Below are 17177 nucleotides of genomic sequence, written 5' to 3' on the forward strand. Positions count from 1 at the left end.
TAGATGCTCATTCCACCCATTATGTTTGCTCCGGCTTCATAAACCTGGGAATGATGCAGAGCCAATTTACAGTGCCTATTGTCATCCTGACCGATAACGCGCAAGCGCTATCATCCAGAAGGCAAAACGTTGAGTGAGGCACTACATCTGTTGTCCTGGACCTGATTGTTTTTATACACCTGCATAAACGGCAGGTGTTTTTTTTTGCCCATACCCGTCATCCTTTGAGCTGCAGATACGCTGGTCGCTCTTCGTCATCCGTATCACTGACTTATGTCAGCTCATCGGTATCCCTGCGTTTGCCGCCTTTCTGCAACTCAAATCATTTAGGGTATAAGGATTGATGACATAAAAAAGGCTCCCGAAGGAGCCTTTTTTATTCTGAGTGACCCGTTACGGTTGTTGTGAATTATTCAGCGTCAGCATCAATCCTTCACGACGCATCTCAGCGGCTTCTGCCGGTTTATGCAGCTTATCCAGCGCATCAGCCAGCCACGCATAATCATACGCGTCAGGGCGTTGTTTCAGTGCCTCACGGAAGGCCTCACTCGCCTGCTGCCATTCGCCATGCTTCATCAGCAACTGACCGAGCGTGCTGCTCAGTAGCGGTGTGGTGCCGTTTTGCTTAATGAGCTGACGCAGGGTTTTTTCGAGTTGCTCAGGATTACCCGAACGCAGCTTCGGCATCAGCGCGACCAGCCGGTCGTCATACTGGCGTTTCAGCCCGTCGAGGATCACTTCCTGCGCCAGATCCTGATCATTGCATTCAATCAGATGCGTCGCCATCGCGACCTGTAAGGCCACTTCATGACGGGTTTTACGGCTCTGATCTTTCCACCAGCGCTTCAGGCCTTCGCTGCCTTCTTCAGCCATCAGCTGATTCATCATGCCGACATAAGCCTGCTCCTGAAGCATACGGATTTCATCGTCAGTATGAATATCGGCTTTCGCCATCGACGGTAAAATCTCCAGCAGAGAACCATAAGCGCCAGTCAGAAGATAAGCCTGCTCTGCCAGGCGTAACACTTCCGGATGGCGTGGCGACTGGCCCAGCAAACGGTCAACGCCGTGGCGTGCTGCGTGAACTTCGCCTCTGGCCAGCTGGATACGCACGCGGGTGATATCGACCGGCATCTGGTCGGTATCGGCGATTTCCGCTGCACGCTCCAGATATTGATTGGTGCGGATATCGTCGCCGCGCTGTTGCGCCGCTTCCGCCGCCAGTAAATAGTTCACTACCGGTTGTTCGGCGTGATCGGCATGACGGGCCAGCAATTTCTCCATCTGACGGTGATCGCCTTCCGCCAGTTTGAGCATCGCTGCCTGAGTTTGCTTGCGCGCTTTAGAGCTTTTGCGCCCGGCAAACCAGCCACGGGTACGTGCACCGGTACGCAGAACGCGGCGCAGGATCCATTCAATCAGGAACAGCACCAGAATCAGTACGATCAACATGATGACCAAACCGGTGACGCTGGTTTCGATGTTGTAATTGTCGGTCTGGATCAGGACATAACCCTGATGGCCGGCCAGGATCGGGCCGACGATAATCCCGGCAAACACAATCAGGAATAACACGAAAACTCGTAACATGTGTTATTCCCCCTGTGTGGCGGCGGCGGGCTGCTGAAGCAGGTTACGCACGCGGGTCTGCATCAGTTTTTCCAGCATCGGCTGGCTTTTCAGCTCATCCGGCACGTCCATCGAAACAGATTGCTGGCTGAGATTGTCCAGTTCTTCCAGGAACGCTTTGGTCGAAGGATCTGAAGTATCGAAGTAAGCGCGAACCCAGGTCGAGACGCTTTCCAGTGACTGTTTGTACACTTCGTCCTGATGGCGCGGCACGGCCTGCGCGGCAATCAGCAGACGCGAGCGGATGTTTTCGCGCAAATACACGTCCTGATTCGGTGCCAGAAGCGGTTCAGCACTGCTATCACGGCGGCGAATCGTGATGAAGTCATCCATAAAGTTGTGCCAGCTTTTGGTCAGATTCTGACGCCATTCGGTCAGTGAGCCGGACAAACTGGAACTGTCGTTGTCCATCGGAGAGTCGTCAGTATCATTGTCCGCCAGACGCAGGTTATCTACCTGATTCGACAGCTGATTCAGTTTGAGAATGATGCCATCAAAATCGACCTGTGCAACGGTAGAAAGGCTACCCACGTCTTCATTCAGCGCGCGGCGCACCTCAATCAGGCTTGGATCGTTCATGTCCGCCAGGCTGGCATCGGCGCTTTTCAGCAGTGCGGCGGCGGTGGTGACATCCTGATCACTCCACAATTTGCGCCCAGCGAGTTTCACCAGATAATCGGCCTGCGCCAGTAACCAGGTCTTAGCATCGCTGCCGGAAATGCTGGCAACCTTATCTTGTAATTCATTCAACTGGCGACCAAACGAAGCCTGCTGGCGGTCGGCCTCTTGCCGGGTCTTTTGCTGCTGAGCGAGCAGATCAGCAATTTGCTGTTTGTCCTGCTGCTGGGTTTTTTGCAGCGCATCGAGTTGTTCAGAAAGCGCTTCGTCTGAGGCGGCCTGCGCCAGTGATTGCTGGTGGCCGTGATAATAGAGACCGGCACCCAGTACTATAACCAGTACAATGGCGATAGCGCCCAGTACCGGCGCTGTACGTTGCTTTTTGCGCAACGTTTTCAATTCCTGTTCCCGGTCGGAAGCGTCTGGCTGGGGGCTCTCAACCGCTGGGGAGATAACAACATTCTCATCCGGCGCGGAAGGATTTTTTTGTTCCGTCATTTTGGCACATCCCTTAGTCAGGTAGTTGTAATGCGCGGATCAGCGCATCATTGTCTGCATTTCCGGCAACCCGAATTGCGCTCCAGCCAAGCTGGCGTGCGAGGGCTGCCAAACGCTCACTGACCACCACCAGATTACAGTGCAGTAACCATGAATGTCGGTAGTAATCAGGAACTAATTGGTAAAGCTGTTGCAGCATTTCTCCGCTGGTCACAACCAGCGTATCAATTCCGGCACGTTGCCAGAGCGCACTCTGTTCACTGCCATCGTAGAAAACCGGGCTGCGCTGATAACATTCGCAGTAAGTCACGTGGACACCGCGTTCAGTCAGCGTTTCAGCTAACAATTCCCGTCCGCCATTACCGCGCAGTATCAGTGCTTTTTTACCTTGTATGCGTTGCAATGCCGGAAGATTCAATAACATCTCGCTGGTTTCGCCATCCTGGGGATAGAGAACCGGCAGGCTGCTGACCCGATGGAAAATCAGGCCCGTAGTACGGCCAATAGCAAAATAATTCACGGTGTCCGGCCAGTTCGTGGCGGACTGACGCAAGATACGGTCAGCGTAACTGACGGCATGTTGCGAGAGCACAAACACCAGATCTTGCTGATTTAATGAGGATAGCAGGTTCGGGAGCGATGCGAGCTGGTTCCCCGGTGCAAAATCAATCAGCGGGGAATGGAAGGCAACCCGTCCCATTGCGCGCAGCCGGCTGACCAGTGCTTCTCCTGCCGGAGAGGGGCGGGTGACCAGAATGGTCATTTAGGCGCGTTCCCCTGATACACCTCATGCAGAATTTCGCGCGCGCCGTTGGCGAGCAATTCTTCTGCCAGGTCGATACCCATGCTGTGTGCTTGAGCGGCCGGACCGCGACGTTCGCCGCACACCATCTGGCTGCCGTCCGGTGCGCCGACCAAAGCACGAAGCCAGAGTTCGTCACCTTTCAGCTCGGCATAGCTGCCGATGGGAACCTGACATCCGCCTTCAAGACGCATATTCATTGCCCGTTCAGCCTGTACACGTACTGTCGTTTCGTGGTGCGCCAGGGGGGCCAGCAAGTCGCGGGTGGTTTGATCGTCAAGGCGGCATTCAATGCCGACGGCACCTTGTCCTACGGCGGGCAGGCATTCTTCCGGTGTCAGTGCGTAAGTGATGCGGTTTTCCAGACCCAGGCGTTTCAGGCCCGCGACAGCCAGAATAATGGCATCATATTCACCGTTATCGAGTTTGGATAAGCGGGTGCCTACATTGCCGCGCAGATCACGGATCACCAGATCCGGACGTTTCTGACGCAGCTGGCACTGACGCCGCAGGCTTGATGTGCCGACGATACTGCCTTGCGGTAAATCGGTCAGACTGGCGTAGTGATTAGAGACGAAAGCATCGCGCGGATCTTCGCGTTCACAAATAGTGACCAGTCCCAGGCCCTCGGGGAATTCTACCGGGACGTCTTTCATGGAATGCACGGCGATATCCGCACGGCCATCAAGCATCGCCAGTTCAAGTTCTTTGACGAACAAACCTTTGCCGCCGACCTTAGCCAGCGGGGTATCTAAAATGATATCGCCCTTGGTCACCATGGGAACCAGTTCCACCTGCAAACCGGGGTGACAGGCCATCAGCTGGCTTTGAACATATTGTGCCTGCCACAAAGCCAGCGGGCTCTGACGGGTGGCAATTCGAATGATTTTGTCTAACATGTTTGTTACCGTTTAACTGTCTCTGTGACCATCCTACCACTGACAATAGAAAGCTGTCAGCGTAAGAAGCCATTCGTAAAAGAAGGTTAACGGACGTTGAAGAGATTTGTTCCGTTTCGGAACAGGCGATAAAATACAGAGAAGCGGAAGCGTAATTGTGGTGCGTTACTTTCTTTACGGTCAAACAGCAAGGTGTTAAATTGATCACGTTTCCAGCAATTATTCGTCAACTATTTGCACGGCTGCGATCGGGCAAAGTATAAGCATCACGATAAATGACGGATTTGGAACGGGGTTCTTTCCAGACACTGTATAATCAGGCGAAACGTCTTGTACCTCTACATCGAGACATTGAAGCAAAGACTGGATGCGATCAATCAGTTACGGGTGGATCGCGCACTGGCAGCCATGGGTCCTGCGTTTCAACAGGTCTATCAGCTGCTTCCTGTCTTTCTACATCAACATCATCCTCTGATGCCAGGATACCTTGAAGGTAAGGTTCCGCATGGTATCTGTATTTTCACGCCTGATGAATCCCAACAAACCTACCTGACTGACCTTGAAGATAAATGGGGCAGCGCGTTTGAACCTCTGGTGAAAGGTGAATTGCCAATCACGGGTGTGTATTCCATGGGCAGTACTTCTTCCATCGGTCAGAGCCAAAGTTCTGATCTCGATATCTGGGTCTGCCATCAGTCATGGCTCGATAATGAAGAGCGCAACCGCCTACAGCAAAAATGCAGCCTGTTAGAAAAATGGGCCGCCTCGCTGGGTGTGGAAGTCAGCTTTTTCCTGATCGACGAAAACCGCTTCCGCCATAATGAAAGCGGCAGCCTGGGGGGTGAGGACTGCGGTTCAACACAGCACATCTTATTGCTCGACGAATTCTACCGTACCGCCGTCCGTCTGGCCGGTAAGCGTATTCTGTGGAATATGGTGCCGGGCGAAGAAGAAGCGCATTACGACGAATACGTGCTTTCGCTTTATGCACAGGGCGTACTGACGCCAAACGAATGGCTCGATCTCGGTGGCCTCAGTACGCTGTCGGCAGAAGAGTATTTCGGCGCGAGCCTTTGGCAATTGTATAAAAGTATCGATTCTCCTTATAAAGCGGTACTCAAAACGTTGCTGCTGGAAACCTATTCCTGGGAATACCCTAAAACGCAGCTGCTGGCGATGGATATTAAACAACGCCTGCATCAGGGCGAGATCGTCTGCTTCGGGCTTGATTCCTATTGTATGATGCTCGACCGCGTGACCCGTTATCTCACCCAGATTGAAGATTTCACCCGCCTTGATTTAGTCCGCCGTTGTTTCTATTTAAAAGTCTGTGAAAAACTCTCCCGTGCGCGGGCGTCGGTAGGCTGGCGTCGTGAAATACTCAGCCAGCTGGTAACGGAATGGGGATGGGATGAAGAACGTCTGGCCATTCTGGATAACCGGGCGAACTGGAAAATCGAGCGCGTGCGCGAAGCGCATAACGAACTGCTTGATGCCATGATGCAAAGCTATCGCAACCTGATCCGCTTTGCCCGTCGCAACAATTTAAGCGTCAGTGCCAGCCCGCAGGATATCGGCGTGCTGACCCGTAAATTGTACGCCGCATTTGAAGCGCTGCCGGGTAAAGTCACGCTGGTGAATCCGCAAATTTCGCCTGACTTGTCAGAAGGTGATTTAACCTTTATTCATGTGCCGATTGGCCGTGCGAACCGCACCGGCTGGTATCTGTATAATCAGTCACCGTCGATGGAATCTATTGTCAGCCATCAGCCGCTCGAATATAACCGCTATCTGAATAAACTGGTGGCGTGGGCCTATTTCAATGGTCTGCTGACCTCCACCACGCGCCTGCACATTAAAAGTGGCAGCTTGTGTGATATCGCTAAACTGCGCGAACTGGTGGCGGATGTTTCACACAGCTTCCCGTTGCGTCTGGCGGCACCGACGCCTAAAGCGTTGTACAGTCCGTGCGAAATTCGCCACTTAGCGATTATCGTGAATCTGGAACACGATCCGACCGCAGCGTTTCGCAATCAGGTGGTGCATTTTGATTTCCGTAAACTGGATGTCTTCAGTTTCGGGCAGAATCAGCAATGTATGGTTGGCAGTATTGACCTGCTTTATCGCAACTCATGGAATGAAGTGCGTACGCTGCATTTCAGCGGGGAACAGGCGGTTCTGGAAGCGCTGAAAACGATTCTGGGCAAAATGCATCAGGATGCCGCACCGCCGGAATCGGTGGAGGTGTTCTGTTACAGCCAGCATTTACGCGGTCTTATCCGTACGCGGATTCAGCAACTGGTATCGGAATGCATTGAGCTTCGCCTGTCGAGCAAACGACTTGAACCCGGGCGTTTCAAAGCTGTGCGTGTTGCCGGGCAAACCTGGGGATTGTTCTTTGAACGCCTCAGCGTTTCAGTGCAAAAGCTGGAGAATGCGATTGAATTCTATGGCGCGATTTCCAATAACAAACTGCACGGCTTGTCGGTGAAATTACAGACCGATCAGGCGCATCTGCCGGCAGTGATTGACGGCTATGCCAGTGAAGGGATTATTCAGTTCTTCTTTGAAGACAGTTCGGACGACATCGGCTTTAATATCTATATTCTTGATGAATCCAACCGTGTTGAGGTTTATCACCATTGCGAAGGCAGCAAAGAGGATCTGGTGCGCGATGTCAGCCGGTTCTACTCGTCTTCCCATGACCGGTTTACCTACGGCTCAAGCTTTATTAACTTCAACCTGCCGCAGTTTTATCAGATTGTGTCACTTGATAATCGGATCCAGGTGATCCCTTTTCGCAGCAACGCCCTCTCTGCCGCCTGCGCCACATTGCCTGAAACCGACGCAGAACCTTCGCGTCTGAAGCAGCAATTTCAGTTGCATTAGAAAAGGTGTCCGTATCACGGACATGTGGCAGATTATCCGGCTGTACTTCGCTTTAAACCCTGAAAATGTGCCCGGGGGTTTTGTCGATTCCTGTTGCTTTTCATGATCCACCTGCGATTATAGAGAGCTTGGTCGCATGAATTACGGGCATTCATAAAATGAAAAACGCTTTACGCTGGTCTCTGGCCGCGACAATTCTCTTTTCTCTCTCCGGTTGCGGACTTAAAGGGCCGTTGTATTTCCCACCACAGGAAAAATCAGCCACGCAAAAAACCAGCAATGTTCCGGGCACGGCGAACGATGGTTCATCGCAGGAAAAAGGGGTATCACCCGAAAACCTCACGACGAATTCCAGAGATTAACCGGCAGATTGTCGGGGTTTCGCGCAATACTGCCGGAACCTCTCCTTAACGGATCATCGCGACTGGATTTGACCAGCGGTAAACGGAGTCAGTTATGCAGTTCTCCAAAATGCACGGCCTGGGTAACGACTTTATGGTCGTTGATGCCGTCACTCAAAATGTCTATTTTTCTCCTGAGTTGATCCGTCGTTTGTCAGACCGCCACCGTGGCGTAGGTTTTGACCAGTTACTGGTGGTGGAACCTCCTTACGATCCCGAATTAGATTTCCATTACCGCATCTTTAACGCAGATGGCAGCGAAGTCGCGCAGTGTGGCAATGGTGCGCGCTGTTTTGCCCGCTTTGTGCGCATCAAAGGTCTGACAAACAAACGCGATATCCGCGTCAGTACGCAGACCGGCCGTATGGTACTGACCGTCACGGAAGATGAAGAAGTGCAGGTCAACATGGGCGAGCCGGTTTTCGAGCCGCAGCAGGTCCCATTCCGTGCAGCGAAAGCGGAAAAAACCTATATTCTGCGTGCAGAAGAGCGCACAGTATTTTGCGGCGTGGTGTCGATGGGAAACCCGCACTGCGTGTTACAGGTTGATGACGTGCTGACAGCTGAAGTCGAGGTTCTCGGACCGATGCTGGAAAGCCATGAGCGTTTCCCCGAGCGCGTAAATGTCGGTTTCATGCAGATCCTCAGTCCGGAAAGCGTAAAATTGCGCGTGTACGAGCGGGGAGCCGGTGAAACACAGGCGTGCGGAAGCGGTGCCTGTGCCGCTGTGGCGGTCGGTATTCAGCAAGGTTTACTCGCAGAAGAAGTTCAGGTGGAACTGCCGGGAGGCAGCCTCGATATTCGCTGGAAAGGGCCGGGTCACCCGTTATATATGACCGGACCCGCCACTCATGTTTACGACGGATTTATTCATCTATGAACAATCTTGATGACCAGATTGAACCGGTGATAGCGCTCGACGACGACAGCGTGATGCAATATCTGCTGCAAAACCCGGATTTCTTTATTCGTAATGCGCGCAGCGTCGAGCAGATGCATGTACCGCATCCGGTGAAAGGCAGTATTTCGCTGGTTGAATGGCAACTCGGGCGTCAGCGTCATCAGATTGCGCAGCTTGAAGAAGAAATTACGTTGCTGATGGAACAGGCTTCGGTCAATGAATCATTGTTCGGGCGGATGATCGAACTCCAGGCCACGCTGGCGGCGGCCAGCAGTCTGCAGGATATGCTTAACCGTCTGCAGCGTTGGGCGCGCAGTCTGGGACTGGCAGGTGCCAATGTACGCTTGTTCAGCGAAGGCTGGCGCATCGGCGCGCCGTCTGATTTCACCCATCTTGCGGTAAGCCGCAGCGCGTTTGAATCCATGCGCATTCAGCGTCTGGGTGAAGCCCCGCATTATCTCGGCAGCCTGAACGGCCCGGAACTGTTGCTGTTATTGCCGCAGGCGAAAGCCGTGGGTTCTGTCGCGCTCTCGCTGATGGGTGAGCAGGGGGAACTGGGCGTGCTGATTTTCAGCAGTCGTGATCCTCAGCATTATCAGCCCGGCATGGGCACGGTCTTACTTGATCAGCTGGCTAAAATGTTACCTGGCCTGCTGGAACGCTGGATAGAACGGGTATGAATCACACCGAATCGCCTCTTTATCCTGCGGTCGAGGCGTTTCTGCGTTACCTGCACGTTGAACGTCAACTCAGCCCGCTTACGACCACCAATTACAGCCGCCAGTTAGAAGCTCTGATCGCCCTCTCCGGCGAGACAGGTATTTCTCACTGGCAGCAACTCGATGCGTCGAAAGTGCGGTTGTTACTGGCGCGCAGTAAACGTGCCGGTTTAGGGCCGTCCAGTCTGGCACTGCGTATGTCTTCGCTGCGCAGCTTTCTTGACTGGCTGGTGCGTCAGGGCGTATTAAGCGCCAATCCTGCCAAAGGCATTTCCACGCCGCGTTCTCCCAAGCATCTGCCCAAAAATCTTGATGTCGATGAAGTGAATAAATTGCTGGAAATCGATCTCAATGATCCGCTTTCCGTGCGTGACCGCGCGATGCTCGAAGTGATGTATGGTGGCGGGCTGCGTCTTTCGGAACTGGTGGGCATCGATTGCAAGCATATCGATATGGCCTCCGGTGAAGTGCGGGTGTTGGGTAAAGGGAGCAAAGAGCGCAAAGTGCCGATCGGGCGGACTGCCGTCACCTGGCTTGAACACTGGTTGAAACGCCGCGCAGAATTTAATCCGCAGGATGATGCGATGTTTTTATCGAGCAAAGGCTGCCGTATTTCTGCGCGTAATGTTCAGAAGCGTTTTGCCGAATGGGGCGTTAAACAGGGTGTTAACAGCCATATTCATCCGCATAAACTGCGTCATTCGTTTGCCACGCATGTGCTGGAATCCAGCGGCGATTTACGCGCGGTACAGGAACTGTTGGGGCACGCGAATCTGTCTACCACCCAAATCTATACCCACCTCGACTTTCAACATCTGGCGACGGTTTACGACGCCGCGCATCCCCGGGCAAAACGAGGAAAATCCTGATGAAGTTTTATCGTCCGCTGAAACGCATTGAAGCGATCACCTTCGATTTAGATGACACGCTGTATGATAATTACGACGTTATCCGCCGCACTGATGCCGAAACACTGAAATTCATGCAGGGTTTCCACCCGGCACTGGCCGATATAGCACCGGATGCTGTCCGTCTGATGCGCGCAGAGTTACTGGCGCAGGACGCAGAAATTTATCACGATGTCACCGAATGGCGTCGTCAGGCTGTGTTACTGGCGATGACCCGTGCAGGTCTGAGTCACAGTGAAGCTGAACAGGGCACCAAAGCCACCATGGAAACGTTCGCGAAGTGGCGCAGCCGGATTTATGTTCCGCAGGAAAACCACGATGCACTGGCGGCGCTGGCTGAACGCTGGCCGCTGGTGGCTATCACCAACGGCAACGCCGACCCGACGGCATTTGGTTTGTCACAATATTTCCAGTTTACGCTGCGGGCGGGTGATCATGGCCGCGCAAAACCGTACGCCGACATGTATAAAAAAACGTCGATGAAGCTGGATATTCCGCTGGAAAACATCCTTCACGTCGGCGATGATCTGACGACAGACGTCGCAGGGTCTGTGCGTTGCGGTATGCAATCATGCTGGATTAATTTGCGCGAAGGCGACCTGATGCACATTAAAGATGCCCGTCTGTTACCGCATATTGAGATTTCGCAGTTGGCATCGCTGACAGCATTGCTATAATCCCTCCTTAAATTACTCTGTATAAATTCACAGTAGAAATGCATTCGCAGCGATAATATTCGTGTGAGTGCTTTTCTCATCCTGACAAACGGTGCCTATGGACGTTTCTGACCTGCTCGACAGCCTGAATGAAAAACAACGTGAAGCCGTGGCCGCGCCGCGCTGCAATCTGTTGGTACTGGCCGGGGCAGGCAGTGGCAAAACCCGCGTGCTGGTGCACCGCATTGCATGGTTGCTGGCGGTAGAAAAGTGCTCACCGTATTCTATTATGGCGGTCACTTTCACCAACAAAGCGGCGGCAGAAATGCGCCACCGTATCGACCAGCTGATTGGCACCAGTCAGGGGGGCATGTGGATCGGTACCTTCCATGGTCTTGCACACCGTTTACTGCGTGCACACCATTTGGATGCCAACCTGCCGCAGGATTTCCAGATCCTCGACAGTGACGACCAGATACGTCTGATCAAGCGCCTGATCAAAGCGCTGAACATCGACGAGAAACAATGGCCGCCGCGTCAGGCGATGTGGTACATCAACGGCAAAAAAGACGAAGGTCTGCGTCCGCAGCATGTCGAAACTTACAACAACCCGGTTGAAGCGACCTGGCTGCGTATTTATCAGGCCTATCAGGAAGCCTGTGACCGTGCCGGGTTGGTCGATTTCGCTGAGCTGTTGCTGCGCGCCCACGAGCTCTGGCTGAACAAGCCGCATATCCTGCAGCATTACCGCGAACGTTTTACCAACCTGATGGTGGACGAATTTCAGGACACCAACAGCATTCAGTACGCCTGGATCCGCCTGCTGGCCGGCGATAACAATAATGTGATGATCGTGGGTGATGATGATCAGTCGATCTACGGCTGGCGTGGTGCGCAGGTTGAAAACATCCAGCGTTTCCTGAAAGATTTCCCGAATGCGCAAACCATCCGTCTGGAACAGAACTACCGTTCGAGCAGTACCATTCTTAAAGCCGCCAACTCGCTGATTGAAAACAATAATGGTCGTATGGGGAAAAACCTGTGGACTGAAGACGGCGAAGGCGAACCGATTTCGCTGTATTGCGCATTCAACGAACTGGATGAAGCGCGCTTTGTGGTTAACCGCATCAAAACCTGGCAGGACAACGGCGGTGCACTGAAAGATTGCGCCATTCTTTATCGCAGTAATGCCCAGTCACGTGTACTCGAAGAAGCGTTATTGCAAATGGCGATGCCTTACCGCATCTACGGCGGGCAGCGGTTCTTTGACCGTCAGGAAATCAAAGATGCGCTGGCGTATCTGCGCCTGATGTCGAACCGTAATGACGATGCCGCTTTTGAACGCGTGGTGAATACGCCAACGCGCGGCATCGGCGACCGTACGCTGGATGTGGTGCGCCAGACGGCGCGTGATCGTCAGTTGACTATGTGGCAGGCCACACGTGCGCTGTTGCAGGAAAAAGTGCTGGCAGGCCGTGCGGCGTCTTCACTGCAACGCTTTACTGAGCTGGTTGACGCTCTGGCGCATGAAACGTCAGATATGCCGCTGCATGTGCAGACTGACCGGGTGATCAAAGATTCCGGCCTGTTCATCATGTATGAGCAGGAAAAAGGCGAGAAAGGTCAGGCGCGCATCGAAAACTTAGAGGAACTGGTGACAGCGACGCGCCAGTTCAGCTATCAGGATGAAGATGAAGATCTGATGCCGTTGCAGGCGTTTCTGTCCCATGCAGCCCTCGAAGCGGGTGAAGGGCAGGCGGACGCCAATCAGGACGCCACGCAGCTGATGACGCTGCACTCGGCGAAAGGACTGGAGTTCCCGCAGGTGTTTATCGTCGGGATGGAAGAAGGCATGTTCCCGAGCCAGATGTCGCTGGAAGAAGGCGGGCGTCTGGAAGAAGAACGCCGTCTGGCCTACGTCGGCGTCACCCGCGCCATGCAAAAACTGACCCTGACCTACGCGGAAACCCGCCGTTTATACGGTAAGGAAGTGTCTCACCGTCCGTCACGTTTTGTCGGCGAATTGCCGGAAGACTGTGTCGAAGAAGTCAGGATGCGCGCCAACGTATCACGCCCGATGAGCAACCGCAGCGTCGGCACGCCTACCAGCGTCAGCGATACCGGCTTTAAACTCGGCCAGCGCGTTATGCACCCTAAATTCGGCGAAGGTACCATCGTCAATATGGAAGGCAGTGGCGAACACAGTCGGTTACAAGTGGCGTTTCCGGGCGAAGGGATTAAGTGGCTGGTCGCCGCCTACGCCCGCCTCGAAGCCGCAAGCTAGCTTACTTGCGATCTTGAGTCCGGGCAGTGCTCGACATCCTCATGGACTACGTGTCCATTCCGGTGTCTCCGCGCTGGCCGGACTCAACCTCGCTGCGCCGCTGACGCTTGCCCGACAGAGTATCAGAGGCTAAAAGTTTCACCCACTTCGGCTTTCGCATACCATTCCAGCGTTTCTTTTACGCCTTCGTCGCCCTCCGGCGGGGTGCCCGGAAGATAATCCTGTTCCTGCACCGGCTGATACGCGCCGTGTTTCACTTCAAAAATCACGCCACCTTCGTCGAGGGATAGCACGCTGTGCCAGGTATTGGCCGGGATTTCCAGCAGAAGGGTTTCGGCACCGAGCCACAGGCGGTCAGTGACTTTGCCGCTGTTATCGTAAATCAGTACCAGAAAGCGGCCACGCAGCGCCGTCAGCATTTCCCAGGTGTGCGGATGGCGGTGAATGCGCACATAAGTACCGGGCTCCATCGCGATGGCCAGACGCTGCACGTCATCTTCAGGCGCAGGATGAATATTCAGATTCTGACGCTGACGCGGCGAGCGGGTGGCTTTGGTGATCAGATCACACAGCGTGTCCTGGTTTATTTGTTTAATCATTTCAGTCTCTGCCTGAGAAGCTAGGGAAACGGGGAAATCCGGTGCCTGAGTGTAGCAAAAAAAACCGCCGGCATAAGTCAGCAAAGGTTATCCACACCGCCTGAAATTTATGCATAAATGTTGCCAGAATAGATTTGTTCGCGGTTGACAGTCTTTTTACTCCCGGCGTAACATGCGCGCACTATTATCAATGAGGAACTTCGCCTTGGACACACCCAGTAGATACTGGCTCAATAACCTGTTTGTCAGGTACCACTTCTAAGGCCCTCCTCTTTGCTGATGGCCTTAGTGGTTGTCAGCGACCCCCGTTCTGTCGCTGTGAGTCAGATCTGAATTTGGTCTGAATTACGCCGGTGACACTTTTCATCCCGTGATTTTCTGTGCTTCAACGCGTTGTCCACTTTCTGTCATTTTTGGGAGAACGGGCACATGCTGAGTGCTTTTAAATTAGAAAACAGCCGCTTATCCCGTTTAGAGCTGGACGAGTCAGACGATCTCAAAACCTCATTGTGGGTGGATTTGGTCGAACCCGATGATCTGGAACGTGAGCGCGTTCAAAGTGAATTAGGACAAAGCCTGGCGACGCGTCCTGAACTGGACGACATCGAAGCTTCTGCACGTTTCTTTGAAGACGAAGACGGCCTGCACATTCACTCCTTCTTTTATTATGAAGATGCCGAAGATCATGCCGGTAACAGTACCGTCGCATTTACCGTGCGTGAAGGGCGTCTGTATACCCTGCGTGAACGCGAATTACCGGCATTTCGTCTCTACCGTATGCGTGCCCGCAATCAGACGCTGGTTGATGGTAACGCCTATGAACTGTTGCTGGATTTGTTCGAAACTAAAATCGAACAGCTGGCAGATGAAATCGAAAATATCTACAGCGATCTGGAAAAACTCAGCCGTGTGATCATGGAAGGGCATCAGGGCGATGAATATGACGCTGCGCTTTCCACACTGGCCGAGCTGGAAGATATCGGCTGGAAAGTGCGTTTGTGTCTGATGGATACTCAGCGCGCGCTGAACTTTCTGGTACGTAAAGCCCGCTTACCGGCAGGGCAACTGGAGCAGGCGCGTGAAGTGTTACGCGATATCGAATCCCTGCTGCCACACAACGAGTCCCTGTTCCAGAAGGTGAACTTCCTGATGCAGGCGGCGATGGGCTTTATCAACATCGAACAGAACCGTATCATCAAGATCTTCTCGGTGGTTTCAGTGGTCTTCCTGCCGCCAACGCTGGTGGCTTCAAGTTACGGGATGAACTTCGAATTCATGCCGGAACTGAAATGGTCATTCGGTTATCCGGGGGCGATTGCGCTGATGATCCTCGCCGGACTGGCGCCTTATCTGTATTTCAAACGTAAAAACTGGTTGTAACCGACCATGTTGATGGAAAGGGTGGCTCCGGCGGGCCAGTGGGTCATCCTCGTGGCTTCCTCGCTGATGCTGGGCATTATTTTTCAAACCTTCCACGTTCCTGCCGCCCTCCTGCTCGGGCCGATGATTGTCGGCGTCGTCATGGGGCTGACGGGGGCCAGCGTGCGTATTCATCCGCTGTTTTTCAAAATATCGCAGGGCGTTTTGGGCTGCATGATTGCGCAAAGCCTGTCGCCTTCGATTCTGCCACCGTTACTCAACGACTGGCCGCTGGTGCTGATGGTACTGGTGGCCACGTTGCTCGCCAGCGGTCTTTCGGGCTGGCTGTTGGTGCGTTTTAGTCAGTTGCCTGGCCCGACCGGCGCTTGGGGCTCATCACCTGGCGGCGCCAGTGCCATGGTCGCCATGGCCGGTGATTTCGGTGCAGATGTGCGTCTGGTCGCGTTCATGCAATATCTGCGCGTGCTGTTTGTCGCCACCGCCGCCGCATTTGTTGCCCGCATGGCAATGGGCGACAGTGCATCGCTGGCGGCGGCGGTAGTCTGGTTTCCGCCGCTGAGCTGGCGTTTCTTTGTGACAGTATTTCTGGCACTGGCCGGTGTCTGGCTGGGACCACGGTTGCGTATTCCTTCCGGCGCCCTGTTACTTCCGGCCATTGCCGGCGCGGTTTTGCATTCCACCGGAACCGTCTCGTTAGAAGTGCCTGAATGGTTGCTGGCGATAGCTTATACGCTGATTGGCTGGAGTGTCGGGCTGCGGTTCACGCGACCTATTTTCAAACTGGCACTGCGTACTCTGCCGCAAATGATTGCCTCGGTTATCGGCCTGATGCTGATTTGCGGCGGCATGGCATGGGCGCTGACCAAACTGCTGGGGGTGGATATGCTGACGGCCTACCTGGCGACCAGCCCGGGCGGGCTGGACACGGTGGCGATTATTGCGGCAGGCAGCCATGCAGATTTAGGGTTTGTGATGGCAATGCAGACATTGCGTCTGATCACCATTCTGATAACCGGTCCCGCGATGGCGCGCTTTATCTCACGCAGCGCGGTGTCCGCTTCTTCCTCGTCGTAAACGGCCCTGCGTATAGAGCGCGTCGCTGATAAAGCACAGCAGGCCTGCCCAGATAAAGCCGAAGGTGATAAGTTGCGAAGTGTTGACGGTTTCACCGTAAAACACCACGGCCAGCAGGAACATCAGCGTGGGCCCGAGATACTGGAAAAACCCCAGCGTAGACAGTTTCAGACGGGCCGCCGCGGCGGTAAAGAACAGCAACGGAATGGTGGTAATAATCCCGGCCGCCATCAGCAGCAGATCCAGAGACCACGGATTCGCCGCCAGATTGCTGGTCGGGCTGTGGGCGATAAAGAACAGATAAATCCCGGCCACCGGCAGCAGCCAGAGAGTTTCAATCAGCATCCCGGTTTGTGAATCCACGCCGATTTTTTTACGCAGCAGGCCGTAGAACGCGAACGTCAGGGACAGCCCGATTGCGATGACCGGCACGGAGCCAAATATCCACACCTGGACCATCACCCCGGCAAATGCCAGCGCCACGGCAAACCATTGCAAATTCCGGAATCTTTCGCGCAAAAACAGCATGCCGAGCACCACATTCACCAGCGGATTGATAAAGTAGCCAAGGCTCGCTTCCAGAATGTGATTATGATTAATCGCCCAGATGAAAATCAGCCAGTTCCCACCGACAAGCAGGGCAGTGATCAGTAACATACCGACTTTCTTAGGTTGCGCGAATACCTGGCGGACGTCTCCCCAGCTGCGGCTGACAGACAGCAGTACTAACATGAAGAAGAATGACCAGATCACACGGTGAGTGAGAATTTCATCCGCCGGAACCTGTTTGATGAGTTTGAAATACGCCGGTGCGATCCCCCAGATCAGATAGGCGATAAAGGCAAAAATAACACCTTGCCGGGTACGATGTGCGTCCATGTGGATACCTGAAAAAAGTAGGGAAAGGAGCGAAGTTTACC

15 protein-coding genes are annotated in these 17177 nt (G+C 53.8%); 9 read left to right on the forward strand and 6 right to left on the reverse strand.

What is annotated here, in order from left to right; all coding sequences use genetic code 11:
• Positions 1–393: 393 nt before the first annotated feature.
• From hemY to hemC, 4 genes are read right to left on the reverse strand one after another with little or no spacing between them, the layout of a single operon-like run.
• Complete coding sequence (hemY, locus tag J1785_RS20130; protein WP_129955211.1) at positions 394–1590, reverse strand: protoheme IX biogenesis protein HemY; 1197 nt, start codon at positions 1588–1590, stop codon at positions 394–396.
• A 3-nt stretch (positions 1591–1593) separates the two neighbouring features.
• Positions 1594–2745 carry a uroporphyrinogen-III C-methyltransferase gene (gene hemX / locus J1785_RS20135; RefSeq protein WP_217220378.1) on the reverse strand — a complete coding sequence of 384 codons (1152 nt, stop codon included), beginning with the start codon at positions 2743–2745 and terminating at the stop codon, positions 1594–1596.
• 13 nt (positions 2746–2758) lie between these two features.
• Positions 2759–3508, reverse strand: a complete 750-nt coding sequence (gene hemD / locus J1785_RS20140; protein ID WP_129955209.1) for a uroporphyrinogen-III synthase — start codon at positions 3506–3508, stop codon at positions 2759–2761.
• Positions 3505–4446, reverse strand: coding sequence for a hydroxymethylbilane synthase (hemC, locus tag J1785_RS20145; protein ID WP_129955208.1), 942 nt, complete (start codon positions 4444–4446; stop codon positions 3505–3507). The genes hemD and hemC overlap by 4 nt, the downstream gene beginning before the upstream one ends.
• A gap of 330 nt (positions 4447–4776) precedes the next feature.
• Here hemC and J1785_RS20150 point away from each other — a divergent pair, with 330 nt between their 5' ends.
• The 7 genes from J1785_RS20150 to uvrD all read left to right on the forward strand — a co-directional run bounded on the left by J1785_RS20150 (position 4777) and on the right by uvrD (position 13204).
• Complete coding sequence (locus J1785_RS20150; protein ID WP_129955207.1) at positions 4777–7335, forward strand: class I adenylate cyclase; 2559 nt, start codon at positions 4777–4779, stop codon at positions 7333–7335.
• A gap of 158 nt (positions 7336–7493) precedes the next feature.
• Entirely contained in the window at positions 7494–7697 is a 204-nt protein-coding gene (lptM, locus tag J1785_RS20155) for an LPS translocon maturation chaperone LptM (RefSeq protein WP_217220382.1), read from the forward strand.
• Positions 7698–7791: 94 nt separating this feature from the next.
• Entirely contained in the window at positions 7792–8616 is an 825-nt protein-coding gene (gene dapF / locus J1785_RS20160) for a diaminopimelate epimerase (RefSeq protein WP_129955206.1), read from the forward strand.
• The gene (locus tag J1785_RS20165) at positions 8613–9317 is read left to right on the forward strand and encodes a DUF484 domain-containing protein (RefSeq protein ID WP_129955205.1); all 705 of its coding nucleotides are present in this window, start codon (positions 8613–8615) and stop codon (positions 9315–9317) included. The genes dapF and J1785_RS20165 overlap by 4 nt, the downstream gene beginning before the upstream one ends.
• Positions 9314–10225 (forward strand): tyrosine recombinase XerC, encoded by a 912-nt coding sequence (gene xerC, locus J1785_RS20170; RefSeq protein ID WP_217220390.1) that lies wholly within the window; start codon positions 9314–9316, stop codon positions 10223–10225. Before J1785_RS20165 ends, xerC begins: the two co-directional genes overlap by 4 nt.
• Complete coding sequence (yigB, locus tag J1785_RS20175; protein ID WP_217220392.1) at positions 10225–10941, forward strand: 5-amino-6-(5-phospho-D-ribitylamino)uracil phosphatase YigB; 717 nt, start codon at positions 10225–10227, stop codon at positions 10939–10941. Before xerC ends, yigB begins: the two co-directional genes overlap by 1 nt.
• A gap of 97 nt (positions 10942–11038) precedes the next feature.
• A complete protein-coding gene (uvrD, locus tag J1785_RS20180) occupies positions 11039–13204 on the forward strand; it encodes a DNA helicase II (protein ID WP_129955202.1) in 2166 nt (721 codons plus the stop codon).
• A 122-nt stretch (positions 13205–13326) separates the two neighbouring features.
• Here the strand turns inward: uvrD and J1785_RS20185 are convergent, their stop codons facing one another.
• Entirely contained in the window at positions 13327–13803 is a 477-nt protein-coding gene (locus J1785_RS20185) for a WbuC family cupin fold metalloprotein (RefSeq protein WP_129955201.1), read from the reverse strand.
• 429 nt (positions 13804–14232) lie between these two features.
• Between J1785_RS20185 and corA the strand changes: the two genes are divergently transcribed.
• Positions 14233–15183, forward strand: coding sequence for a magnesium/cobalt transporter CorA (gene corA / locus J1785_RS20190; protein ID WP_015699122.1), 951 nt, complete (start codon positions 14233–14235; stop codon positions 15181–15183).
• A gap of 6 nt (positions 15184–15189) precedes the next feature.
• Positions 15190–16257 (forward strand): AbrB family transcriptional regulator, encoded by a 1068-nt coding sequence (locus J1785_RS20195; protein WP_418952328.1) that lies wholly within the window; start codon positions 15190–15192, stop codon positions 16255–16257.
• On the opposite strand, the gene rarD is transcribed toward J1785_RS20195, so the two are convergent.
• A complete protein-coding gene (gene rarD / locus J1785_RS20200; protein WP_129955200.1) occupies positions 16222–17136 on the reverse strand; it encodes an EamA family transporter RarD in 915 nt (304 codons plus the stop codon). The genes J1785_RS20195 and rarD overlap by 36 nt on opposite strands.
• Positions 17137–17177: the final 41 nt, after the last annotated feature.

The organism is Rahnella perminowiae (assembly GCF_019049755.1).
Taxonomy (GTDB): domain Bacteria; phylum Pseudomonadota; class Gammaproteobacteria; order Enterobacterales; family Enterobacteriaceae; genus Rahnella; species Rahnella perminowiae.